Annotated in this window: 20 protein-coding genes; 13 read left to right on the forward strand and 7 right to left on the reverse strand. The window is 67.0% G+C overall.

Going from position 1 to position 23,284, the window contains the following annotated elements; genetic code table 11:
* The first annotated feature begins 118 nt into the window (after positions 1-118).
* The 5 genes from ertC (at position 119) to AC3WMU_RS10300 (ending at position 7,271) form a co-directional block, all read left to right on the forward strand.
* The gene (gene ertC, locus AC3WMU_RS10280; RefSeq protein ID WP_088588482.1) at positions 119-1,210 is read left to right on the forward strand and encodes a thiohydantoin desulfurase; all 1,092 of its coding nucleotides are present in this window, start codon (positions 119-121) and stop codon (positions 1,208-1,210) included.
* Positions 1,211-1,220: 10 nt separating this feature from the next.
* Positions 1,221-2,888, forward strand: a complete 1,668-nt coding sequence (gene ertB / locus AC3WMU_RS10285; RefSeq protein ID WP_492282270.1) for a thiourocanate hydratase — start codon at positions 1,221-1,223, stop codon at positions 2,886-2,888.
* A gap of 91 nt (positions 2,889-2,979) precedes the next feature.
* A complete protein-coding gene (locus AC3WMU_RS10290) occupies positions 2,980-4,320 on the forward strand; it encodes an MFS transporter (RefSeq protein WP_088588484.1) in 1,341 nt (446 codons plus the stop codon).
* Positions 4,313-5,446, forward strand: a complete 1,134-nt coding sequence (locus AC3WMU_RS10295) for an MBL fold metallo-hydrolase (RefSeq protein ID WP_492282271.1) — start codon at positions 4,313-4,315, stop codon at positions 5,444-5,446. Before AC3WMU_RS10290 ends, AC3WMU_RS10295 begins: the two co-directional genes overlap by 8 nt.
* Before the next feature lie 46 nt (positions 5,447-5,492).
* Positions 5,493-7,271 carry an HAL/PAL/TAL family ammonia-lyase gene (locus tag AC3WMU_RS10300; protein WP_492282272.1) on the forward strand — a complete coding sequence of 593 codons (1,779 nt, stop codon included), beginning with the start codon at positions 5,493-5,495 and terminating at the stop codon, positions 7,269-7,271.
* Between the two features lie 51 nt (positions 7,272-7,322).
* On the opposite strand, the gene AC3WMU_RS10305 is transcribed toward AC3WMU_RS10300, so the two are convergent.
* The 4 genes from AC3WMU_RS10305 to AC3WMU_RS10320 form a co-directional block, all read right to left on the reverse strand.
* Positions 7,323-7,928, reverse strand: coding sequence for a 2-hydroxychromene-2-carboxylate isomerase (locus tag AC3WMU_RS10305; RefSeq protein ID WP_492282273.1), 606 nt, complete (start codon positions 7,926-7,928; stop codon positions 7,323-7,325).
* Positions 7,929-7,935: 7 nt separating this feature from the next.
* Positions 7,936-9,264 (reverse strand): MFS transporter, encoded by a 1,329-nt coding sequence (locus AC3WMU_RS10310; RefSeq protein ID WP_280027751.1) that lies wholly within the window; start codon positions 9,262-9,264, stop codon positions 7,936-7,938.
* A 42-nt stretch (positions 9,265-9,306) separates the two neighbouring features.
* A complete protein-coding gene (locus AC3WMU_RS10315) occupies positions 9,307-10,092 on the reverse strand; it encodes an aldolase (protein ID WP_492282274.1) in 786 nt (261 codons plus the stop codon).
* A 163-nt stretch (positions 10,093-10,255) separates the two neighbouring features.
* Positions 10,256-11,131 carry a LysR family transcriptional regulator gene (locus AC3WMU_RS10320; RefSeq protein ID WP_006224155.1) on the reverse strand — a complete coding sequence of 292 codons (876 nt, stop codon included), beginning with the start codon at positions 11,129-11,131 and terminating at the stop codon, positions 10,256-10,258.
* A gap of 142 nt (positions 11,132-11,273) precedes the next feature.
* On the opposite strand from AC3WMU_RS10320, the gene AC3WMU_RS10325 reads away from it, so the two are divergent.
* Entirely contained in the window at positions 11,274-11,699 is a 426-nt protein-coding gene (locus tag AC3WMU_RS10325; RefSeq protein ID WP_492282275.1) for an NUDIX hydrolase, read from the forward strand.
* Positions 11,700-11,723: 24 nt separating this feature from the next.
* Here the strand turns inward: AC3WMU_RS10325 and AC3WMU_RS10330 are convergent, their stop codons facing one another.
* Complete coding sequence (locus AC3WMU_RS10330; protein WP_492282276.1) at positions 11,724-12,458, reverse strand: class I SAM-dependent methyltransferase; 735 nt, start codon at positions 12,456-12,458, stop codon at positions 11,724-11,726.
* Positions 12,459-12,557: 99 nt separating this feature from the next.
* On the opposite strand from AC3WMU_RS10330, the gene AC3WMU_RS10335 reads away from it, so the two are divergent.
* Together AC3WMU_RS10335 and AC3WMU_RS10340 are read left to right on the forward strand one after the other, a co-directional pair.
* A complete protein-coding gene (locus AC3WMU_RS10335) occupies positions 12,558-13,367 on the forward strand; it encodes an aminoglycoside phosphotransferase family protein (protein WP_006224159.1) in 810 nt (269 codons plus the stop codon).
* An 82-nt stretch (positions 13,368-13,449) separates the two neighbouring features.
* Positions 13,450-14,844 (forward strand): GntP family permease, encoded by a 1,395-nt coding sequence (locus tag AC3WMU_RS10340; protein ID WP_488703673.1) that lies wholly within the window; start codon positions 13,450-13,452, stop codon positions 14,842-14,844.
* Here the strand turns inward: AC3WMU_RS10340 and AC3WMU_RS10345 are convergent.
* Complete coding sequence (locus tag AC3WMU_RS10345) at positions 14,823-15,734, reverse strand: LysR family transcriptional regulator (protein WP_006224161.1); 912 nt, start codon at positions 15,732-15,734, stop codon at positions 14,823-14,825. The two genes, AC3WMU_RS10340 and AC3WMU_RS10345, sit on opposite strands and share 22 nt — an antisense overlap.
* Positions 15,735-15,848: 114 nt before the next feature.
* Here AC3WMU_RS10345 and AC3WMU_RS10350 point away from each other — a divergent pair, with 114 nt between their 5' ends.
* The 5 genes from AC3WMU_RS10350 to AC3WMU_RS10370 all read left to right on the forward strand — a co-directional run bounded on the left by AC3WMU_RS10350 (position 15,849) and on the right by AC3WMU_RS10370 (position 20,778).
* Entirely contained in the window at positions 15,849-16,604 is a 756-nt protein-coding gene (locus tag AC3WMU_RS10350; protein ID WP_492282277.1) for an SDR family oxidoreductase, read from the forward strand.
* Positions 16,605-16,745: 141 nt separating this feature from the next.
* Entirely contained in the window at positions 16,746-17,540 is a 795-nt protein-coding gene (locus AC3WMU_RS10355; protein WP_492282278.1) for an enoyl-CoA hydratase, read from the forward strand.
* Positions 17,537-18,688: a CaiB/BaiF CoA transferase family protein gene (locus AC3WMU_RS10360; protein ID WP_492282279.1), complete on the forward strand. Its 1,152-nt coding sequence runs from the start codon at positions 17,537-17,539 to the stop codon at positions 18,686-18,688. The genes AC3WMU_RS10355 and AC3WMU_RS10360 overlap by 4 nt, the downstream gene beginning before the upstream one ends.
* Positions 18,689-18,724: 36 nt before the next feature.
* Positions 18,725-19,681, forward strand: coding sequence for a LysR family transcriptional regulator (locus tag AC3WMU_RS10365; RefSeq protein WP_427961246.1), 957 nt, complete (start codon positions 18,725-18,727; stop codon positions 19,679-19,681).
* 110 nt (positions 19,682-19,791) lie between these two features.
* Positions 19,792-20,778 carry a Bug family tripartite tricarboxylate transporter substrate binding protein gene (locus AC3WMU_RS10370; protein ID WP_454676590.1) on the forward strand — a complete coding sequence of 329 codons (987 nt, stop codon included), beginning with the start codon at positions 19,792-19,794 and terminating at the stop codon, positions 20,776-20,778.
* Positions 20,779-20,819: 41 nt separating this feature from the next.
* On the opposite strand, the gene AC3WMU_RS10375 is transcribed toward AC3WMU_RS10370, so the two are convergent.
* A complete protein-coding gene (locus AC3WMU_RS10375; RefSeq protein WP_427938248.1) occupies positions 20,820-22,919 on the reverse strand; it encodes a TonB-dependent receptor in 2,100 nt (699 codons plus the stop codon).
* Positions 22,920-23,284: the final 365 nt, after the last annotated feature.

The following is a 23,284-nucleotide window of genomic DNA, read 5'->3' on the forward strand; positions in this document are numbered from 1 at the left end:
TTATGCAGCAGGCATAAAAGGTAATACGACATTATCAAAATTGGTTCCTATGATGCCCCCGTCTGTTCCGCAAAACGTGCGGGAAGCTATTGAAACGGCAATCGGGGAGAAGGCCATCATGGGTAGGATTTTGACAATGCGCGATGTCGAGGCGGCCGTGCGGGGTGGCTCGGTGTTCGCCTGTGGCGGCGGCGGCTGGGCCGAACATGGGCGCGAACTGGGTTCGCTGGCGGTCACCATCGGCCGGCCTGAGCTGGTGTCGATGGACGAGGTGCCCGACGATGCGTGGATCGCCACTGCGGCCGCCATCGGCGCGCCGGGCGGGCTGACCGACTGGCAGATGCTGGGCATCGACTACGTCCGCGCGGCACAGCGCTTGCAGGATGCCCTGGGCGAACGCGTCTACGGCCTCATCATCGGCCAGAACGGCATGTCCAGCACGCTCAACGGCTGGCTGCCTTCGGCCGTGCTGGGCACCAAGGTCGTGGATGCCGTGGGCGATATCCGCGCCCACCCCACCGGGGACATGGGGTCGCTGGGCCTGGCCGGTAGCCCCGAACCCATGATCCAGTGCGCCGTCGGCGGCAACCGCGCCAACAACGCCTATATGGAACTGACCATCCATGGCGCCACCGGGCGCGTCTCGCCCGTGCTGCGCAAGGCGGCCGACATGGCCGGCGGCTTCATCGCCAGTTGCCGCAACCCGATCCGCGCCTCGTATGTGCGCCGCCACGCCGCGCTGGGCGGCATCAGCCGCGCGCTGGCGCTGGGCGAAGCCATCCTGGCGGCGCAACCCCGCGGCGGCAGCGCGGTGATCGACGCGATCTGCAAGGCCACCGAGGGCGAGATCATTGGCTCGGGCAAGGTCGTGCGCAATACCCTCAAATACACCGAAGAGGCCTTCGACATCGGCACGGTCGAGATCGGCGAAGGCGCCGCCAAGCGCGTGATCCACGTGATGAACGAACACATGGCGGTCACCGATGGGCAAGGCGGACGCGTCGCCTGCTATCCGGACGTGATCACCACGCTGGACGCCGACGGCAACCCCGTCAGCGCCGGCCAGCTGCGCGAGGGCCTGCAAGTCAGCATCCTGCACGTGAGCAAGCAGCACCTCCCCCTGTCCTCCAGCGTGACGGACCCGTCCGTCTACCCCATCGTGGAAAAGGCGCTGGGCATGAACTTCACCGACTACGCGTTGGCTTCCTGAGGACATCGGCGTGAAACGAGCATTCAACATCCCCGGCGGCAACGTGCTGCGCTGCAAAGGCTGGCGCCAGGAAGCGCTGCTGCGCCTGCTGGAAAATGTGCTGGCGGTGGGCGAAGACCCCGACAACCTGGTGGTCTATGCGGCGTTGGGCCGCGCCGCGCGCGACTGGCCATCGCACGACGCGATCGTCCGCGCGTTGCAGGAACTGGAAGAGGATCAGACCCTGATCGTCCAGTCCGGCAAGCCGATCGGCGTGCTTCGCACGCATCCGATGGCGCCCATCGTCATCATGGCCAACTGCAACATGGTCGGCCAATGGGCCCACGCCGAAAACTTCTACCAGCTGGAACGCGACAATCTGATCTGCTGGGGCGGATTGACGGCGGGCGACTGGCAGTACATCGGCTCGCAAGGCGTGATCCAGGGCACGTACGAGATTTTTTCACGCATCGCCGAACGCCACTTCGGCAATGACCTGCGGGGCCGATTCATCCTGACCGCGGGCATGGGTGGCATGGGCGGCGCGCAGCCGCTGGCCGGCCGCATGGCGGGCGCCGCCATCCTGACGGTGGAAATCAACCCCGAACGCATCGACAAGCGCATCAAGGCCGGCTTCCTGGAACGCCGCGCGGATACGCTGGACGAGGCCCTTGCGCTGATCCGCCAGGCCCAGGAACGACGCGAACCGCTGTCGGTGGGCCTGCTGGGCAATGCCGCCGACATCTATCCCGAAATCCTGGCGCGCGGCATCGTGCCCGACATCGTCACCGACCAGACGTCGGCGCATGACCTGGTCTACGGCTACATCCCTGCCGGCCATACGCTTGAAGCCGTGGCGGAACTGCGTCGCACCAATATCCCCGGGCTGATGGACGCCAGCCGCGCTTCGATCGTGCGCCACGTCACCGCCATGCTGGGCTTCAAGGACCAGGGCGCAGTGGTCTTCGACAACGGCAACCTGATCCGCACCCATGCCAGCCAGGGCGGCGTGCAACGCGCGTTCGAGATCCCCGTCTTCACCGAAGCGTTCCTGCGGCCGCTGTTCGCGCGCGCCATCGGCCCGTTCCGCTGGATCGCGCTGTCCAACGACCCCGACGACATCCGCAAGATCGACGATTTCCTGCTCGCGCGCTTTCCCGACAACGCCATCGTCTCCAACTGGATCCGGCTGGCGCGCAAGGAAGTGCCGTTCGAAGGCCTGCCCGCGCGCATCGCATGGCTGGGCCACGGCGAGCGCACCGAGCTGGCGCTGGAGGTCAACCGCATGGTGCGCGAGGGCATCCTGAGCGCACCGGTCGCGTTCACCCGCGACCATCTGGACGCCGGTGCGATGGCGCACCCGAACATCATGACCGAAAACATGCGCGACGGCTCGGACGCCATTGCCGACTGGCCGTTGCTGAACGCGATGATCAACTGTTCATCCAGCGCCGACCTGGTCGCGATCCACTCGGGCGGCGGCGGGTACAGCGGCTACATGACCAGCGCGGGCGTGACGGTGGTGGCGGACGGCACCGAGGGGGCCGAAACGCGCCTGCGGCTGTCCATGACCAACGACACCGCCAGCGGCGTATTGCGTTACGCGGACGCAGGCTACGAGGAAGCACTGGATGAAGTGCGCAAAAAAGGCATCGCTCGCATCGATACCTCCGCCACTGGCCGTGCAGGCGGCCAATAACGCGGCGGGCAATGCGATTCAGTCAATGGACAGACGGACAGCAGTAATAGATAGCGCGGATCAAGCGCAAACGATCTCAATGGGGAATGCAATGAAAGACGTGATCATCAATCCGGGAATCGGGGCCTTGCCGGGCCACCCCGCTTCCCAGGCCACCGCGCAAGAGCGCAGCGGCCGCAAGGCCGTCATCGCGGCATCGGCAGGCAACGCGCTGGAGTGGTATGACTTCACCGTCTACGCCCTGTTTGCGGTGTACATCGGTCAGAACTTCTTTCACAACGAAGACCCGACCGTGCAGTTGATGGCCTCGTTCCTGGCGTTCGGGCTGGGCTTCGTGGTTCGGCCACTGGGAGCGCTGGTGCTGGGCTCTTATGGCGACCGCGCCGGCCGCAAGGCCGCGCTGACCCTGACCATCATGCTGATGGCCGTCGGCACGCTGCTGATCGCGGCTGCCCCGCCCTACGCCGCCATTGGCGTGGGCGCCCCGCTGCTCATCGTCTGCGGCCGCGTGCTGCAGGGCTTTTCGGCCGGCGGCGAAGTCGGCGGCGCCACCGCCTTCCTCGTCGAGCACGCCCCGGAGGGCAAGCGCGGTCAATACGCGTCTTGGCTGCAGGCCAGCATGGGCATTTCGAATCTGCTGGGTGCGCTGGTGGCCACGTTGGTCACTACCTTCCTGACCGAGCAGCAGATCGGGGAATGGGGGTGGCGTGTGCCGTTCATCATCGGCCTGGCGATCGCGCCGGTGGGGCTGTGGATGCGCCGCGCGCTGGACGAAACGCCGCACTTCCGCGAAGAGCAGGCACGCCAGGCACGCCAGAACGACCGCGTCAAGACGCCGCTGCTTGCCGTGGTGCGCGACTATCCGAAGGAACTGCTGACGGGCCTGTGCATGTCGGTGCTGTGGGCGGTCGGTCCGTACGCGCTGATCATCTTCATGCCCATCTACGTGCAGAAATCCCTGGGCTTCTCCAGCTCTCAGGCTTTCGTGGCGGCCTTGGTCGGCAACCTGTTCCTGATCGGCGGCTGCGTGTTCTCCGGCACGCTGTCCGACCGCTACGGCCGGCGCACCGTGCTGCGCGCCGCCGCGTTGCTCCTGCTGATCGCCGTGTATCCGCTGATGATGTGGCTGAAGGTGTCGCACACGCAGACCACGCTGATCGTGGTGCAGTCGATGTTTTGCCTGATGGTGGCCATGTATGTGGGCGTGGCGCCGGCAGCGCTGTCCGAAGTCTTTCCCACGGCGGTGCGGTCCTCGGGCATGTCCCTGTCGTACAACACGGCGGTGACGATACTGGGCGGATTTGCGCCCGCCATCCTGACGTGGATCACCTACACCACCGGCGTGGCCTTCGCCCCCGCGCTGTACGTCATGGGCGCATGCGTCGTTGCGCTGGTGGCCTTGACCATCTTGCCGCAGGGCCGTCATGGATAAGCCCCGCAAGGCAGGAGCCTGCCGTCCGGGCGATTGGCGCCGGCTGGGCGCCGCAGCGGCCGCGCTGACGCTTACGGCCTTCTGGTCGGCGGCCCCCCGGGCGGCCGCCGCCACCGAACCGCCGCCCGCCGAACTGGTCCTGCTGGGCGTGGCGGGTGGCCCCACCTGGTACGGTGAAGATTCTCCCCACGGGATTTCGTCCGCACTGGTGGTCGATGGACAGGCTTACATCGTCGACGTGGGCTCGGGCGCCTACCGCCAGCTTCGCCGTGCCGGCGTCAAGCCCGGCACCGAACAAGCGGTGTTCCTTACGCATCTGCACACCGACCACATCATCGACCTGGCCAACCTGCTGGCCTACGACCCCAGCGCGCGCCGCCGCGCCAGGGCGTCCATGCAGATCATCGGGCCCGGCCCGCGCGGCGTGCTGCCCCCGCTGGCGCCGGGCATGAAGGACGATGTGGTCATTCATGCCGAGAATCCGTCGCCGGGTACGCATGACCTGGTGGCGTCCATCGTCGCCGGCATGGCGGCGGACCTGAACATCCGCGTGCGCAGCGAAGGCGTGCCGGACATTCGGCAATTCTTCCAGGCGCACGACATCGTGGTGCCGGCCGGCGTCGTCAAGGATCCGAACACCGATCCGGCGCCGCCCATGGAGCCGTTCGCCGTCTGGCAGGATACCCGCGTCAAGGTCAGCGCCATCCTGGTGCCGCACGGGCTGGTGTACCCCAACTTTGCCTACCGCTTCGACACGGCGGCCGGCTCGGTCGTGTTTTCGGGCGATACGGCGGTCAGCGACAACCTGGTCAAGCTGGCGCGCGGCGCGGACATCCTGGTGCACGAAGCGATCGACCCGGCCTGGGTGGACCATATCGTCGGCGCCAAGCCCTGGGATGCCCGGCAGCAGGCGCTGGCCACACAGTTGCTGCACGCGCACGCCACGCCGCTCGAAGTCGGCGACGTGGCCACCCGCGCGGGCGTGAAAACGCTGGTGCTGTCGCATCTCGTGCCGGGCGACGCCCCCGCCGAACACTGGCTGCAGGCGCGCCAGACCTTCAAGGGTCCGGTCGTGCTGGGGCAAGACCTGATGCGCCTGCCCCTGGGCGCGCCCCCGCCGCGCTAGCCTTCTCGTCCCTTCGAAGCCCCACCATCGCCTGTCTGGAGCCGCCATGCTCATGCATCCCGCGCCGCACGCCCCTGCCCGCCCGCTTCGCCGCCGCAGCATCGCCCGCTTGCGCGGTCGCCTCGCCTCCCTCTCCTCTGCCCTGCGGCGGGGCGCCGCCATGGCGCCCCTGCTGCTGGCGCTATGGCACCCAACGAGCGCATCCGCAGCCTGCAAGCCGGTCACGCTGGACGGCCGCTCGCTCACCCTGGAGCAGGTGGGCGCCGTCGCGCGACTGGGCTGCGGCGTCGTGCTGGCTGACGACGCTACCGCACGTGCCCAGCGCTCCTTCGAACTGCTGCTGGCCTACGCCAAGCTGGACCGCCCCGTATACGGATTGAACCGCGGCGTGGGTCTGAACAAGGATCAAACCCTCTTCAAGGGCGGCGACATCTCGCCCGACGTGCGCAAGGTCTCTGAACAGTTCAACCGGAACCTGCTGCATTCGCACAGCGCCGGGTATGGCGCCGAAGCCCCCCAGGACGTGACTCGGGCAGCCATGCTCATCCGGTTGAATTCGGCGCTGTTCGGCGGCTCCGGCCTGCAGGTGGAGATATTGCGCCAGTACGCCGAGTTCTTGAATCGCGGCATTACACCCGTGATGTTCGGTGAAGGCTCCGTCGGACAGGCCGACATCACCATCCTGGCGCAGATCGGGCTGGCGATGATGGGCGAAGGCGAATCCTATTACCAAGGCCGCCGCATGCCTTCGGCAGAAGCGCTGGAACTGGCCGGCCTGAAACCCGTACGCCCGTTCGGCAAAGACGCCCTGGCCATCGTCAGCGCCAATGCCTACGGCGCCGCCGTCGCCTCGCTGGCGGCGCTGGACGCGGCCCGCCTGCTGGACCAGGCTGATGCGGTGGCTGCCTTGTCGCTTGAAGGATTGGATGGAAACCTGGCGCCCCTGCTGGCCGCGACGCAGGCGCAACGGCCTTATGACGGACAGCGGCGGACGGCTGGGCACATGCTGACGCTGCTGCATGGCAGCGCCCTGTGGCAACCCGACCCCAAGCGCGCGCTGCAAGACCCGTTGAGCTTTCGCACCGTCAGCCAGGTGCATGGCGCGGCGCGAGACATGCTGGGCCTGCTGGAGCGCCAGCTTCAGATCCAGATCAACAGTTCCGACGACAATCCCACCGTGGCGCTGGACGCGCAACCGGCCGCAGGCACGCAAGCCTACGCGGCCCAGTTCTACGTCACGGACGGACCCGTGCGCGGCGCCGTCCTGCCATCCGCCGGATTCGACCCCAGCGCCTGGGTACTGCCGCTCCAAAGCCTCGGCGTCGCCTTGTCCCAAACGGCGCAATTGTCGGCCCAACGCACCTTACGGCTCACCGACCCGGCGTTCACCGCGCTGCCACGCTTTCTCAGTCCCGGCAATGGCGCGATCGGCTATGGACCGATCCAGAAAACGGTGTCGTCGCTTGCCGCGGATGTGCGGACCCTGTCGCTGCCCATCGTGACCGACGTGCAGGCGCAGGCCGGCAACATCGAAGATGTGGGCACCAATGCGCCCGCTACCGGCCGCAGGGTCTCCGCACAGATCGACCGGCTGACGACGCTGCTGGCGGTTGAACTGATGCACGCCGCCCAGGCGGTGGACCTGCGGCGCGCCCAGCGTCCCGACTACGAGCTGGGCACGGGAACGGCGGCGCTGTGGCGTGATTTTCGCAAGCACGTGCCCTATATGGATGCCGACCGCCGCAACGACGTGGACATCGTCCGTGCCAACGACTTCTTGGCACGAGGCCAGGCAGGCCCGGACAAGCTGGCGTCTTTGCCTTGAAGAGCCTGGCGGGCGGCGGCGCGTGAAGCGCGCCACCACCCTACCCGCCGCCTACTCGTCCGAAGACGCCGCAATGGCTTCCTCCAGCATTTCCAGCCGGTCCTGGCCCCAGAACACTTCGCCCCGATACACGTAGGACGGCGAGCCGAACACGCCGGCCTGGACCGCTTCATCCGTGTTGCGGCGATACGTGGCCTCGATGTCCGGTGCGTCGGCTGCCGCCAGCAGGCTGGCGGCAGCCAGTCCCAGTTTCTCCATGACCCCGAGCAGGACGAGGGGGTCGGAGATGTCCTGATCGTCCACCCATTCCGCCTTCAGGATCGCCTTGTACAGCGCCAGCACCGGCATGCCGGCACGATCGGCCGCGATGACGATGCGCGAGGCCAGCGACGCATCCGGGCACATGTGCGCCGGTTGCGGGTTGACGTGGATGCCGAGCTTGGCGCACCAGCGCGCCAGCTCCGCCACGCGATAGGCCTGGCGCTCGAGCGAGCGCTGCCCAAGCAGCACGCCGCCGGTACGCGCATAGACGTCGGGCAAGTCCACGGGCAGGTAGCGGATCGCCGCTTGCTGGCGGGCCGCCAGCTCTTCAAGCCGGTCCGCGCCCAAATAGGCCCAGTCGGAGTTCATCCAGAAGTAATAGTCGATCGTCTTCATGGGAGCCTCAGGTTCTTGCCGCCGCGGGCACGCGCAGGGCGGCAGGCGTGGCGGCCTCGCCCTGCATGCGCCAGGCGCTGAAGAAAGCAACCACGCCCAGCGCGCTCAGGTACCAGACCACGTACTTCGGGTCGCCCCCGCCCTTGGCCAGCAGCCAGGTCGCCACGATCGGCGCCAGCCCGCCGCCGATGGCGCCCGACACCTGCACCGCCAGCGAAATGCCGGTGTACCGCACATGCGCGGGAAACTGGCTGGAGAACAAGGTGCCTTCGGGTCCGTACAGGCAAGCGTATACCAGCCCCACCGCCAGGCAAACCGCCACGATGATCCAGGCCTTATCGCCCGAGCCCAGCAGGTTGAAGAAGACCGGCGCGCAGATCAGGATGCCCACCGTGCCCGCCATGAACACCCACTTGTGGCCGATCTTGTCGCCCAGCACTCCGAACAGCGGCATCGTGAACAGGGCTAGCGCCGCCCCCCAGATCGTGGCGTCCAGCATGACGGAGCGCGGGATACCCAGCGTGCCCGTGGCGTAGGCCAGCGAAAACGTCACGACCGTGTAGAACCACGTCACCTCGGCCAGCCGCGCGCCGACCACCACCAGCAACGCACGCCGGTGGTGCTTGAGCACTTCGGCCACCGGCACCTCAACCTTGGCGCCTTTTTCCCGCATCTGCTCGAAGTCGGGCGACTCGGCCACCTTGACGCGGATGAACCAACCCACCAGCAACAGCACCACGCTGGCCAGGAACGGCAGGCGCCAGCCCCAGGACAGCATGTCCTCTTCGGGCAGCGCGGCCACGGCGCCCATCGCCAGCGACGACAGGATCAGCCCGGGCGCCACGCCCGCCTGCGGCAGGCTGCCGAAAAAGCCCTTTTTGCCTTCGGGCGCATGCTCCACCGCCATCAGCACTGCGCCGCCCCATTCGCCGCCCACTGCAATGCCTTGCAGAAAGCGCATGAGCACCAGCAGCACGGCGGCCCAATAACCGATCTGCTCATACGAAGGGATCAGCCCGATGAGGATGGTGGGCACGCCCATCAGCAGCAAGGTGATCAGCAGCATGGACTTGCGGCCGATCTTGTCTCCATAGTGGCCGAAAATCACGCCGCCCAATGGCCGCGCGAAGAACCCCACGGAATACGTGGCAAACGCCGCCAGCGTGCCTGTGAGCGGGTCGAAGGCGGGAAAGAAGATCTTGTTGAAGATCAGTGCGGCAGCCGTGCCGTACAGGAAAAAGTCGTACCACTCGATCGTGGTGCCCATCATGCTGGCAAGGCCAGCCGTCACATAATCGCGGCGCGAGCGCGCAGCAGCAGGCTTGGTCGTCATCATCGTGACTCCCCTTGAAAAGGTCGTGATCGGATGCGAGCGAAATCAGGCTTGGAGCAGAGGCAACGGCGCGATGCCGTGCGTTTGCCGGGCCCAGTAGTCGAAGGTCGCGCGCACGATCGACGGCTTCAGCAGGTAGTCGTGCGCCTCGCGCGCCAGGGCGTCGTCTACCGGCGTCAACGGCCCGAACGCCTGGGCGCGGATCTGCATGCGCGCCGCACGCTCCAGATACACCGACAGATACGTCGCTTCCTCGCAGGAGCCACCCGCCGTCAGATAACCGTGGTGGGCCAGGATGATGGCCCGCTTGCGTCCCAGCGCCTCGGAAATGATCACGCCCTCCTGGTCCGCGATCGGCACCCCCGGCCATTCACCCAGGAAGGCACAGTCGTCGTGCAGGGGCGTCATGTCCATCTGTGAAATGACCAGCGGCTGGCGCGCGGCGGCCAGCGCCGAGGCCCACGGCGAATGCGTGTGGATGATGGATTGCACATCCGGGCGCGCCTCGTACACCCACAGATGGAAGCGCGTGGCCGGGTTGGGCATGCCGTCGCCCGTCAGGGTGTGCAGGTCGCGGTCGACTTCAATGAAGTCCGCCGGCGTCGCCTCGTCAAAGCCCAGGCCGAAGCGCAGGGTCCAGTACGCGCCCGGGCGCGCCGAGCGCACGCTGATCTGTCCCGCCAGGCCGGCTTCCTGCTCGGTCATCGCCAGGATGCGGCAGGCGTAGGCCATGGTTTCCTGGATGCTGCGCGGCACGGCCTGCAGATGGCGCGCCATTTCCTGCGTGGCGCGGGTGTCGAAATACGATTTCTCTCGCAATGCGGTATTCATGGTTTCCCCTTGATGTCCTTGGCTTGCGGCGTCGACGGACGCCGTGCAAGGTCAGGACAGTATGGAAACCACCGCGCAAACTAGCCATGCAGCCAGGCTCATAGCAGCTATTCGGAAGGCGGAACGGGGCCGCCGGGGGTGCTGGGGTTGCTGGGGTTGGGCGTTACGCCGCCGCGATGCGGTGCGCGCACGCCAACAGCTCGGCCACCAGCGGCAAGGGCTGGCGCTGGGCCGGCGTGATCGCCACCACGCGGCGGCGCAGCACCGGGCTGCGGATGCCGACCTTGCGCAAGCCGTAGTCGGTCAGCAGCTTTTCGGGGATACGCGACGGCAGGATACAGGCGCCCACCCCCGAGGACACCAGCTTGAGCATGGCGTCGATGGTCTCGGCCTCGGCCATGAACTCGGGCTGCAGCCCTGCGCTGTGGATCATCTTGCGCAAGGCGTAATGCGGCGGAAAGCCCACCAGCCGCAACGGCATGCCGCCCAGATCCACGGCATCCGCCAGCGGCACGTCCCGGCGCACGATCAGGCACATCTCGTCATCGAACAACGGGGTGGACGTCAGATTGTCCGAGGCCACCGCCGCGTCGTAGACAAAACCTACGTCGGCCTTGCCGCTTTCCACCAGGGCCACCACGTCGGGCGAACTGCGCCCCATCACGGACAGGTTCACGTGTTCGTGGCTGCTGACGAAGCTGGCCACGACGTCGGCCATGAAGTAGTAGCTGAGCGTGTGCACGGTGGCAAGGCGCACCGTGCCGTGGGTCACGCCTTCCTGCTGGCGCACGGCGTCAAGGACGCGGTCGATGTTCTGGTAGGCGGGCTGAATGCCTTCCAGCAGGCGGCTGCCTGCTACGGTCAGTTCCACGCCCCGGCCGGTACGCGTGAACAAGGGTTTGCCGACGTGGGCTTCCAGCGCCGCCAGTTGCCGGCTCAGGCCGGATTGCGTCTGGTCCAGGTCCTCGGCGGCGCGTGATAAGGACTTCAGCTCCGCGATCCGCAAGAAATAACGCAACTGCCGGTCCGGCGTGTCCATGGTGCTGCCCCTTGATTCTGGTCTGACGCGCTCGATTCGGCGCGGCTACAGTGTGCCCAAGGATGCCGTCCGGCACCACGGGGATTTGCGCTAAGGGCCTGAAAGCGTACCCTTGCAGCTTGCCCCTACGCCGGAAATCCGCATGTCCACCCCCATTGCCCGCCCCATTCCCGCTACCATCGCCGCCGTCGTCCGCGACGGCCACGTGCTGCTGGTGCGCCGCGCCAACCCACCCGACGAGAACTGCTGGGCCTTTCCCGGCGGCAAGATCGACGCGGGCGAACGCATCGAGGCCGCCACGGCGCGCGAACTGCTGGAAGAAACCGGCGTGGTCGCCGAGCCGCTGCACGTATTCGATGCGGTAGACGTCTTCGACCGCGACGAAGCCGGCGCCCTGCGCCGCCACTTCATCCTGATCGCCGTGCTGTGCCGCTGGCAATCCGGCGAACCGGTCGCGGGCGACGATGCGCGCGACGCCCGCTGGATTGCCCTGGCGGATCTGGAAGGGCACGAACTGGCGACCAGCTTCGGCGTCGCCAGGCTGGCGCGCAAGGCGGCGGCGATTTAAGCGGGTCGGGCAACCCGCGACCGTCTACACCCCACCCGCCATGGGCTTGGCCTTGATCCACAAAAACATCGGCAGCCGGGTCCATTGCTGCAGTTGCGCCGTCGGGGCGGCGTCCGGCTGCGGTTCGCGCAGCGACACGATTGCCAGCCCCGCCGCTTCCAGCGCCGCCATGTAATCCTGCAAGGGCAGCGACCAGCCCGCGAAATGCATGCTCAAGCCGTCGCGCGTTTCCTTGCCGTCGAAATGTTCCCGCCCGTAATACGTGCCGTCGATCACGAACGGCGCGTCCGCTTGCGGTCCGGTGAACCGGCCGCGGTCACGGAAGGGATGCACGATGGAAATGAACAGCGTGCCGTCCGGCTTGAGCACCCGGCGCGCCTCGCGCAGCGCGGCCGGCACGTCGTCCACGTCCATCAGCACGTTGTAGGCAATCACCAGATCGAACTCGCCGTCCGCATAAGGCAAGGACTGCGCGGGAGCGACGTCGTACCGGTCGGCGGAATCCGCGGCGCGCGCCGCCTCGACCATGGCGGCCACGGCATCGCTTGCGGTGACGTGATAGCCCAACGCCCGTGCCTCGCGGCTGATGCGGCCTTCGCCGCAGCCCACTTCCAGCGCGCGCCCGCGGCCCGCGCCCAAGTAGGCCGAAAAGCCCTCACGGTATGCCCAGAAGGCATCATGGCCCGGGGTGCTGGCCCACGAGATCCATTGATCGGCCACGGCGCGCCAATGCGCCTGGTCCGGTTGCGGATCGCTCATGCGTGATTCTCCAAGATGCCCGACGATTGCGGGCCTAAGGGTTAAGGCCTAAGGACAGGCCCTACTATATACAGCCCGGCAACCACCTCCCCCTGCCCCATGTTCGACGCCTACCTATCCCGCTGGAACCTCGTGCCCGACGGCGCCCCCATCGTGACTCATGCCGCGCAACTGCTGCCCGTCACGCGCGACGGCGCGCCGGCCATGCTAAAGGTCTCGGTCGAAGAAGACGAACGCCAGGGCGGCGTGCTGATGACGTGGTGGGACGGCCAAGGCGCAGCCCGCGTGCTGGCGCACGACGACTACGCCATCCTGCTGGAACGCGCCACCGGCACGCGCTCGCTGGCGGCCTACGCCCGCACGGGCCGCGACGACGAGGCCACGCGCATCCTTTGCCGCGTGCTCAAGGCGCTGCACGCCCCGCGCGTCAAACCGCTGCCGCCGCTGCGCAGCCTGGAAGAATGGTTCGTGGAACTGTGGCCCATGGCCCAGGCGCAAGGCGGCATCCTGGCGCACAGCGCCCGCCACGCCCGCGCGCTGCTGGACGATCCGCGCGACCTCGCGGTGCTGCATGGAGACTTCCACCACGACAACGTGTTGGACTTCGGCGAACGCGGCTGGCTGGTCATCGACCCCAAGCGGCTCTACGGCGAACGCGCGTTCGACTATGCCAACATCTTCTGCAACCCCGACCTGTCGGACCCCGTGCCGCCTGTGGCTATCGTGCCCGGCTGCTTCGAGCGGCGCCTGGACCTCATCGTGGCCGAGTCCGGCCTGGACCGCCGCCGCCTGCTGCAATGGATCGTGGCGTGGTGCGGGCTGTCGGCCGTCTGGTACCTGGGCGACGGCGACGATGCTGCGATCGACCTGAACATCGCGCGCCAGGCGCAAGGGCTGCTGGACGCGTGAGCCGCCAGCGTCACGAGGAGCCGGTTTGATGAGGTAAGGTGTAGCCCCTTCACCCCTTATCTCTTCATTCCTGGAGTATCGAATGACCGGATTGTTCATCGTGGTGGCGGCGCTGGCATTTCTGATGCTGGCGGCGTATCGGGGCTACAGCGTGATCCTGTGCGCGCCCATCGCAGCCATGGGCGCGGTATTGCTGACGGATCCTTCCGCGCTGGCCCCCGTGTTTTCAGGCATTTTCATGGAGCGCATGGCCGGTTTCGCCAAGCTCTACTTCCCCGTGTTCCTGCTGGGTGCCGTGTTCGGCAAGCTGATCGAACTGTCGGGTTTTTCCCGCGCGATCGTGCAGGCGGTACTGCGCATGATCGGCGCGGAACGCGCCATTGTCGCCATCGTGCTGGTGTGCGCCGTGTTGACCTACGGCGGCGTATCGCTCTTCGTGGTGGTATTCGCCGTATATCCGTTCGCCGCCGAAATGTTCCGCCAGGGCGGCATTCCGAAGCGGCTGATGCCGGGCGCCATCGCGCTCGGTGCGTTCACGTTCACGATGACGGCGCTGCCCGGCACGCCGCAGATCCAGAACATCATCCCCACCACCTTCTTCGAAACGACCACGTGGGCCGCGCCCTGGCTGGGCCTGATCGGCGCGGCGTTCACGCTGACGGCGGGTATCGCCTACCTGGAGTGGCGGCGCAAGCGCGCGGCGGCGGCCGGCGAGACCTACGGGACCGAGCTGCGCAATGAACCGACGACGCCGCCCAGCGAACGCGACCACCACCCGCTCGTCGCCTTGCTGCCGCTGGTGGTGGTGGGCGTTGCCAACTTCCTGCTGACGCGCTGGATCCCTGGCTGGTATCCCGCAGGCGCCGAGGTGAACCTGCCCGGCCTGCCCAAGCCGATGCCCGTGAACGCCGCCGATCAGGTCGCGCTGTGGGCCGTGATGGGCGCGTTGATCGCCGGCATCTTCACCATCCTGCTGTTCTCGTTTCGCAGCATCAAGGCGCACTTCGCCGAAGGCAGCAAAAGCGCCGTGTCAGGCGCGCTGCTGGCCTCCATGAATACCGCGGCCGAATACGGTTTCGGCGGCGTCATCGCGGCGCTGCCGGGCTTTCTGTTGGTGGCCGAGGCGCTGAAATCCATTCCCGACCCGCTGGTGGGCGAAGCCATCGCCGTGACCTCGCTGGCGGGCATCACGGGATCCGCCTCGGGCGGCATGAGCATCGCGTTGGCCGCCATGGCGCAGACCTTCATCGACGGCGCCGTTGCCGCAGGCATCCCGATGGATGTGCTGCACCGGATCGCCGCCATGGCCAGCGGCGGCATGGACACGCTGCCGCACAACGGCGCGGTGATCACGCTGCTGGCCGTCACCGGCCTAACGCACCGCCAGTCCTACGGCGACATCTTCGCCATCACGTTGATATCGACCCTGTCGGTGTTCGTCGTGATCGCGGTGTACTACCTGACCGGCATCGTCTGATCGAAGGCCGTGGCGAACACGTCGGCCAGCCACTGCGTGAAGACGCGCACGCGGGCCGACACCTGCCGGTTCTGCGGGTACAGCACCGACACCGGCATGGGCGCGGGCGGCGTCTTGGGCAGCACGATCCGCAGGTGCCCCGCCGCCAGCTCGCGTTCCACCCGGTAGCGCGGCACCTGGGCCAGCCCCAGCCCCGCCAGCGCCGCGCCGGTGTAAAGCTCGGCCCCCGTCACGCTGATGACCGAGCCGGGACGCACCAGCACGTTGCGCCCGTCGACCATGAAGTCCAGCGCAATGCTGCGGCCGGTGGCGCTGGACAAGTAATCCACGGCGCGGTGGCCCGTCAGATCGTCCACGCTGGCGGGCGTGCCGAAACGCGCCAGGTAGGCGGGGCTGGCCACCGTGACCTGCGGCATCAGGGCAATCTGCCGGCCCACCAGCGACGAATCCTGCAAGGCGCCCGCCCGCAACACGCAATCCACGCCCTCGCGCACCATATCCACCAGGCGGTCGTCTTCGCCCAGGTGCAGGACGATGTCGGGATAGCGCTCGAGGAAACCCGGCAGCCCCGGCATTACGAAATACTTGGCCAGCGTGCCCTGGGCGTTCACGCGCAGCAGCCCCTTGGGCGCGGTGTTCAGGAACGCGCCGTCGGCCTCTTCCAGGTCGGCCAACAGGCGCACGCAGCGCTGGTAATAGGCCTCGCCATCGTGCGTCAGCCGCACCTGGCGCGTCGTACGTTCCAGCAACCGCGCCCCCAGGCGCTTTTCCATGCGTTTGATCAGGTTGGTGACCGTGGCGCGGGGAATTTGCAAGTCTTCAGCCGCCTGGGAAAAACTGCCCCGCTCCGCGATGCGGACAAACACCTGCATTTCCTGAAAACGATCCATGCCGATCTGCCAATTATTAATGTAAATGGAATTATGTTAGCGAATATAGGGTAATTATCTTCGGTTTGGAATAGTCCATTATGCGTCTCACCCCTTCCCTATCGGAGAACGCGCATGAACACCCCAGCCTCACAATCGACCCTGCAACGCGTCGCCCTGGTCACGGGCGGATCCCGCGGCATCGGCGCCGCCATCGTGCGCCGCCTGGCCCGCGACGGCTTTGCGGTCGGCATCAACTACGCATCCAGCTCGGCGGAAGCCGACGCGCTGGCCAACGAAATCCGGCAGGCCGGTGGCCGCGCCGTCGCGGTGCAAGCCGACGTGTCCAAGGCGGCCGATGTGCGCGCCCTGTTCGACAAGGTGGAATCCGAACTGGGTCGCATCAGCGCGCTGGTCAACAGCGCTGGCGTCCTGAAGGTGCAGCCGCTGGCCGACACCTCCGACGAAGACTACGCGCAGACCTTCGACATCAATACGCGCGGCACCTTCAACACCCTGCGCGAAGCCGCCACCCGGCTGGCCGATGGCGGCAGCATCGTCAACGTGTCCAGCACGACGATTGCGCTGAACCTGCCGGGCTATGCGGTCTACATCGCCAGCAAGGCCGCCGTCGAGAGCTTCACGCACGTGTTTTCCAAGGAATTGCGCGGCCGCCGGATCACCGTGAACGCCGTGGCCCCCGGCCCCGTCGCCACCGAGCTGTTCTTGAAGGGCAAGAGCCCCGAACTGATCGAGCACTTCGCCAAGATGCCGCCGCTGGAACGGCTGGGGCAGCCCGACGACATCGCGGGCGTCGTGTCGTTCCTGACGGGACCGGACAGCGGCTGGGTCAATGGCCAGATCCTGCGCGCCAACGGCGGCGTTGCCTGAACGGCCACGGCCCCCGGGGGGTTGGACGTCCCGCCGATTTATTCCCAACTGGACTTATTCCATGAAAAAACCTTGTTTGTCGGGATGAACCGAACCCTCTAGGATGGCTTGCAACCCTGCCATTACGGAGACAAGCCCCCCATGCACGCCCCGATCCCCGACTTTCCCCATAGCCGCATCGAACGCGACGAGCGCGGCGTCTACACCCTGCGTATCCACGACGCCAAAAGCCTGAACATCCTGGCCACGCCCGTGACGTTGGGCCTGACGCAAGCGGTGCAGTGGATCGCCGCGCAGGCCGATGCGCGGGCGCTCGTCATTCGCGGCACCGGCGACCGCGCCTTTATCGGCGGCGCCAACATCTATGAAATGGCCGAACTGGATCCCGCCGGCGGCCGCGCATTCATCACCCGCTTGCGCGAGCTGTGCGAAGCCGTGCGCAACGTGCCGGTTCCCACCATTGCCCGCATCCCCGGCTTCTGCCTAGGCGCCGGCATGGAGCTGGCTGCCGCCTGCGACATCCGCCTGGGTTCGCGCGATGGCGTGTTCGGCATGCCCGAGGTGCGCGTCGGCATTCCGTCGGTGATCCATGCCGTGCTACTACCCACGCTGATCGGCCCCGGCGCGACCAATTGGCTGTTGCTGACCGGTGAAAATGTTGACGCCGAGCAAGCCCTGCGCTGGGGCTTCCTGCAGTTCCTGTGCGACGCCGGTGAACTGGACGCGCTGGTGGAGCGCACGGTTGGCCCCATCGCCGCCAGCGGCCCGCGCGCCGTGGCCTCGCAGAAGGCGCTGCTGCGCTACTGGGAAACGTCGACGGTCGAAGCCGGCCTGGACCGCAGCGTCGACGCCTTCGGCGCCGCTTTCACCACCGACGAACCCCGCCAATACATGGCGCCGTTCCTGGCCCGCAAGCACAAGCGGGATGGCCAATGAGTCCGGCGCAAGCAAGCGGTCCGCTGGCCGGCGTGCGGGTCATCGACATGACCTCGGTCGGCATGGGGCCCTACGCCACGCAGATCCTGGGCGACATGGGCGCGGACATCATCAAGGTGGAAGCGCCCGAAGGGGACGTCTTTCGCGCATCCGCGCCTGCCGCGTCGCCCGGCATGGGCGCGGTCTACCTGAACCTGAACCGCAACAAGCGCAGCGTCACCCTGAACGCCAAAGACCCGGCCGACCTGCAGCGGCTGCTGGCGCTGGCGGATGGCGCCGACGTGTTCATCTCGAACGTGCGGCCCCGCGCGCTGGCGCGTGCCGGTCTTGACGCCGCGACCCTGTGCGCCCGCAACCCCCGCCTGATCTATTGTTCGGCGGTGGGCTTCGGCCAAGACGGCCCTTACGCCGCCAAGCCCGCCTTCGACGACATCATCCAGGCCATGAGCGGCCTGGCCGACCTGCAGGGCCGCAACACTGGCGCCCCCGCCTACATCAACACCATCCTGGCCGACAAGGTGGCAGGCCTGACGCTAGCCTACGCCATCCCCATGGCCCTGTACGAACGCGAAAAGTCCGGCCGCGGCCAGGCGATCGAAGTGCCGATGTTCGAGACGATGGTGTCCTTCACGCTGATCGAGCACATGGGCGGGCGCACCTTCGACCCGGCGCGCGGCGAGATGGGCTACAGCCGGGTGTTGTCGCCCGAACGCAGGCCCTACCGCACGCTGGACGGCTACATCGCGCTGCTGCCCTATACCGATGCGCAATGGCAGCGCTTCTTCAGCCTGTCGGGACGCGGCGATCTGGCGGCCGACGCGCGCTATCTCAGCCCGCAAACGCGCGGCCGCAACTTCGATACGCTGTATCAGCACCTGGCCGGCATCGTCGCGCTGCGCAGCACCGCCGACTGGCTGGCGCTGCTGGCCGACGCCGACATCCCGCATTCCCCTGTGAACACGCCTGAAGCCCTGTTCGACGACCCCCATCTGGCGGCCACCGGCTTCTTCCAGCGCGTGGAGCATCCGACGGAAGGAACGCTGACCGCCACCTCGATCCCGGTGCGGTTTTCGCGCACGCCGGGCGCCTTGCGCCGGCCGGCGCCACGGCAGGACGCGGATCGGGATATGCTCGACGCTGGCGGCTAAGCCCACCCCGGGCGGCCGCGCCCTGCCCGCCCGAACATGAACATCACTCTCAAGCAGCTGCGCGTGTTCTGCGCGCTTTATGAACTGCGCAGCTTCACCGCTGCGGCGCGCGCCGCCTTCGTCACCCAGTCCGCCGTCAGCAAGCTGTGCGCCGAGCTCGAGGCCGAAGTGGGCCAGCCGCTTTTCGAACGGTCTACCCGCAACGTGACGCCCTGCGAAGGCGCCGCCGACTTCTACGCCTACGCCCAGGAGATCCTGGGCACGGTGCGCGCGGCGGAACGCAGCATGTCCGGGCTGCGCACGCTGGAGCGCGGAGTGGTGGGCGTGGCCAGTTCGCCGATGATGATGGTGGGCCTGCTGGGCGACGTGATCACGCGCTACCACCGCCTGCACGCCGGCGTGAAGCTCGAACTCTACGAGCTGAATACGGACGACACGCTGGAACACGTCCGCCATGGCCGTGCCGATTTCGGCATCGTGTCGACGCAGGCGCACGGCGAAGGGCTGGAGGCGCGCGTCATCTACCGCGATTCCATGTACGCCGTATGCGCCCCGTCCCACCCGCTGGCGCGGCGCGCCCGCGTGCGCTGGGCCGACCTGGCGGCGCATGACCACATCACGCTGCGCAATGTCTACAGCGTGCGCCGCGCCGTCGACCACATCAGCGGCGAACTCGACTTGGAATTCCATTCCGGCATCGAAGCCGGCATGCTGACTTCCGTGCTGAACCTGGTGCGCGCCGGGCTGGGCATCACCATCGTGCCGGGCTACGTGTGCGCATTCGCTCGGCTGCTCGGCCTGCATGCAGCGGCCATCCAGGACGGCCCCCAGCGCCGCCATGAGCTGTCGCTGATCCAGCGCCGCAGCACCCGGCTGTCGCTGGCCGCCAAGACCTTCCTCGACGAACTGGAAGCCACGCTCCACGCCCGCGAAGCTTCGCCCGACCCCACCGCTTTCCTGGACGACAGGCCGATTCATCCGGATACGGAATAGGTCTATGAAAATTAGTCCCTTGTTGAGATAAGCCGGCCAGACGCATCATGCCGCATGGCCCAGACGCCGCGTGCCGTGGCGGTTGGGCAAGAACAAGACAGGAGACTTCAATGACCCGAATTCCGCACCCGGTGCGCCGGCGCTTGCTGGCAGCCGCCTGCGCAGGCTTCACTCTGGCGGCAAGCGGCACGGCCGTCCACGCCGCCGATGCCTATCCCAACAAGCCCATCACGATCGTGGTGCCGTTTTCGCCCGGCAGCGCCACCGACACCAGCGCCCGCATCCTGTCGGAAAAGCTGGGTCCGCGCCTGGGCGTGCCCATCGTCATCGAAAACAAGCCCGGCGCCTCCGGCACGATCGGTTCCGTCACGGCCGCCCGCGCGCCCGCAGACGGCTACACGCTGGTGCTGACCAGCAGTTCGACACATTCGGCCACGCCCGCGCTGTTCCGCAAGCTGCCCTATGACCCGACCGGGGATTTCATCCACGTGATCCGGATCGCGACGATTCCGATGATGCTGGTGGTGCGCGCGGATTCCCCCTACACCTCGGTCACCAAGCTGGTCCAGGCAACCCAGGGACGCCCGCTGAACTACGCCTACGGGTCGCCCACCAGCCAGATCGCGGGCGCCACTTTCAACACCGTGGCTGGCGCTGCCGCCAATGGCGTGCCCTACAAGAGCCAGCCGCCCGCCGTGACGGACCTGCTGGGCGGGCATGTGGACTATCTGTTTGCCGACCAGTCCGTCGTGACGGCCTTCATGCACAGCGGCAAGCTGACGGGCATTGCCTTCACCGGCCAAAGCCGCGCCAAGGACTTCCCGAACGTGCCGACGCTGGCCGAAGCGGGCTACAAGAATTTCGACCTGGTGGTGTGGGTCGGCGTGGCCGCGCCCGCGGGTACCCCGGCCCCGGTGGTCGAACGGTTGAACGGCGAAATCGCCCGCATCCTGAGCGAGCCCGACACCGTGGCGAAATTCGACGCGCTGGGCATGCAGGTCGCGCCCAATTCCGTGGCCGAGCACAAGGCGTTCGCTGAATCGCAACGCCAGATCTGGACGCAACGCGCCATCGACGCCAAGATCGAACCGCAGTAAGCCTTGCGCGGGCGCCCCTCCCCGGGCGCCCCCCTGTCAGGTCAGAATCGGTATTGCGCCGTGGCCACCACGGTGCGCGGTTCACCCACCTGGATCTGGCCGGCGCTGGTGGCCGACCCGTAATAGGTCTTGTCGGTGATGTTGCGCACGGCCAGGCGCCAATCCCAATGGCCCGTGCGGTAGCCCAGCATCGCGTCCCAGCGGGCGTAGCCCGGCAGCGTCGTCAGGTTCGTGTTGTCGGCGTAGCGCTCGCCCACGAAGGTCAGGCCGGTTTCGCCGTACAGCCCTTCAGCCGGCTTGTAGGTCAGGAAGACGCTGCCGTTGCGCCGCGCCACGTTGCTGACCCGGTTGCCGGCCAGACCGTTGTTGTCTTCCACGATGGACGCGTTCTGCAAGCCCACGCCGCCGCGCAGATACCAATTGCCCGTCAGGCGGCCTGCCGCCGTCAGCTCGATCCCGCGCGAACGTTGTTTGCCCGTCAGCAGCACGATGGTCGGATCGTTGGGATCCGTCGTGCGGCGGTTGTAGAGCTCCAGCTGATACAGCGCCAGGGTGGTGCTGAGCTGCCCGTCCAGCCAATCGCTCTTGACCCCCACTTCCGTCTGGCGCGTGTGCTCCGGGTCCAGGTCGTTGGTGTTGCCGCGCGCATTCGGCGTGATGCCGATCGTGCCGCCGCCGGTGGGCGAAAACGTCTTGCTGTACGACGCATACAGGGAATGGTCGCGCACGGGCGTCCACACCACCCCCACCCGCGGGCTGACGCCGCTGCTGTCATGCGAGGCAGACGCGTCCAGCAGGCGATTGGTGGAGTCGATGCTGAAGCGGTCCATCCGCACGCCCATCAACACTTGCCAGGCGTCGTTCAGCTTGATCTGGTCCTGCACGTAGTAGCCCTGGCTCTTCACCTTGTGGCGCGCATCGCTGTTGATCGCCATCCGTCCGTTGTGCTGCTGGGACAGGTCGGGGTCGTACAGGTCCAGCGACGGCACGGGCTGCGCCCCCGGACCGCTGGTGGCGGCCGAATACAAGGTGGGCGACCGGTCCTGATGCGCAAGTTCAATGCCGAACAACACCCGGTGTTCGATGCCGCCCGTGCGGAACAGGCCCTCCGTTTCCAGGTTATTGGTGATGTTGCGCGTCGTCAGGTCCTGCTGCCAGCGCGTGCGCACGACCTTGCCGGTTGCGGCGTTGTAACCCGTCAGGTAGGTGTTGTCGAAGTCGCTATCCAGCTTGAAGACGCCCAGCGTGTAGCGCAACTGCCAGTCGGGCGCCAGCGTATACGCCAGGCGCGAGCGGAAGGACTGCGCGCGGTCGTCGATGTAGTCGCGGTCCGGGTCGCCGTAGACGGTGCTGCGGCCCACGTCTGCGGGCCGGCCGTTCACGCTGGGAATGCCGCGGTCGGGCGTGCGGTCATAGCGGCTGTATTCGTACTGCACCAGCCAGTCCAGGTTCGGCGTGATGCGCCAGTTGATGGCGGGCGCCACCAGTTGGCGGGTGCCGCCGATCTTGTGGCGAAAGCTGTTGGTGTCTTCCTGCCCCACGTTCAGGCGCACGCTGACGTTGTCCGACGGGTCGGCGCTCAGGTCACCGTAGACGCTGCGCAAGTCCCAGCTTCCCGTTTGTGCCTCGATGGAGGATTCGCGGCCGGGCTGCGGCGCCTTGCTGACGCGGTTGACGATGCCGCCCTGGCTGCCCCGCCCGTACAGCACGGCGGCGGGGCCCTTCAACACTTCGATGCGTTCGATGTTGTGCAGATCGCGCACGTACTGGCTGTCGTCGCGGATGCCATCCAGATAGAAGTCGTTGCTGGCGTCGAAGCCGCGGATGCGCACCGAGTCGAAACGCGTGTCTTGCGCGCTGGATACGTTGGGCATGCCGGACAGCGCGTCGCTGATGGTCGTGACGCCGTAGGTCTGCACGTTCTCGACCTTGACCGTGTCGATGGTCTGGGGCACGTAGCGGGCCGGCGTCTGGGTGCGCGTGGCAGTGGTCACCTCCGGTACCCGGGGGTCATCGGCGCTGACGCCTTCAACACTGATCGCGGGCAGTTGGGCGGTCTGGGCCATCGCCTGCGGGAATGCGGACGACAGGGCTAGCGCGACGCCCAGGGACAGGGAGCGCGGGACAAACGGGGACAACATCGCAACGCCTTATTCAGATAAATGAAAGGCGCGATGCTATCGAGAACCAATCCTATTTACAAATGAGAATTGTTATACGTTGCCAGCAAGCAACACCGTCATCCGAATGTATGAGCGCGGGCCGCCCCCTCGCCGTTTCGCGCATCGCCCCGATCCTCGCGAATTTGCGTGGGTCCTCATCCGTTGCGCCGATGCGCCCCTCGCCCGAGCGGCCGATCCGGCGCCTTAGTCTGCAAGACTTTTGCATTGTTCGCTCGCGCTTTTGACTTACGGACAAGTCTGGCCACTCGAACGAGGTTTGCATGAGACGACAGCCGGAAGCTCTGTATTAGGCTGACCCGGCAGTACTCCGACTCACCTTGATC

This window comes from Achromobacter sp. FW305-C-13 (assembly GCF_058783475.1).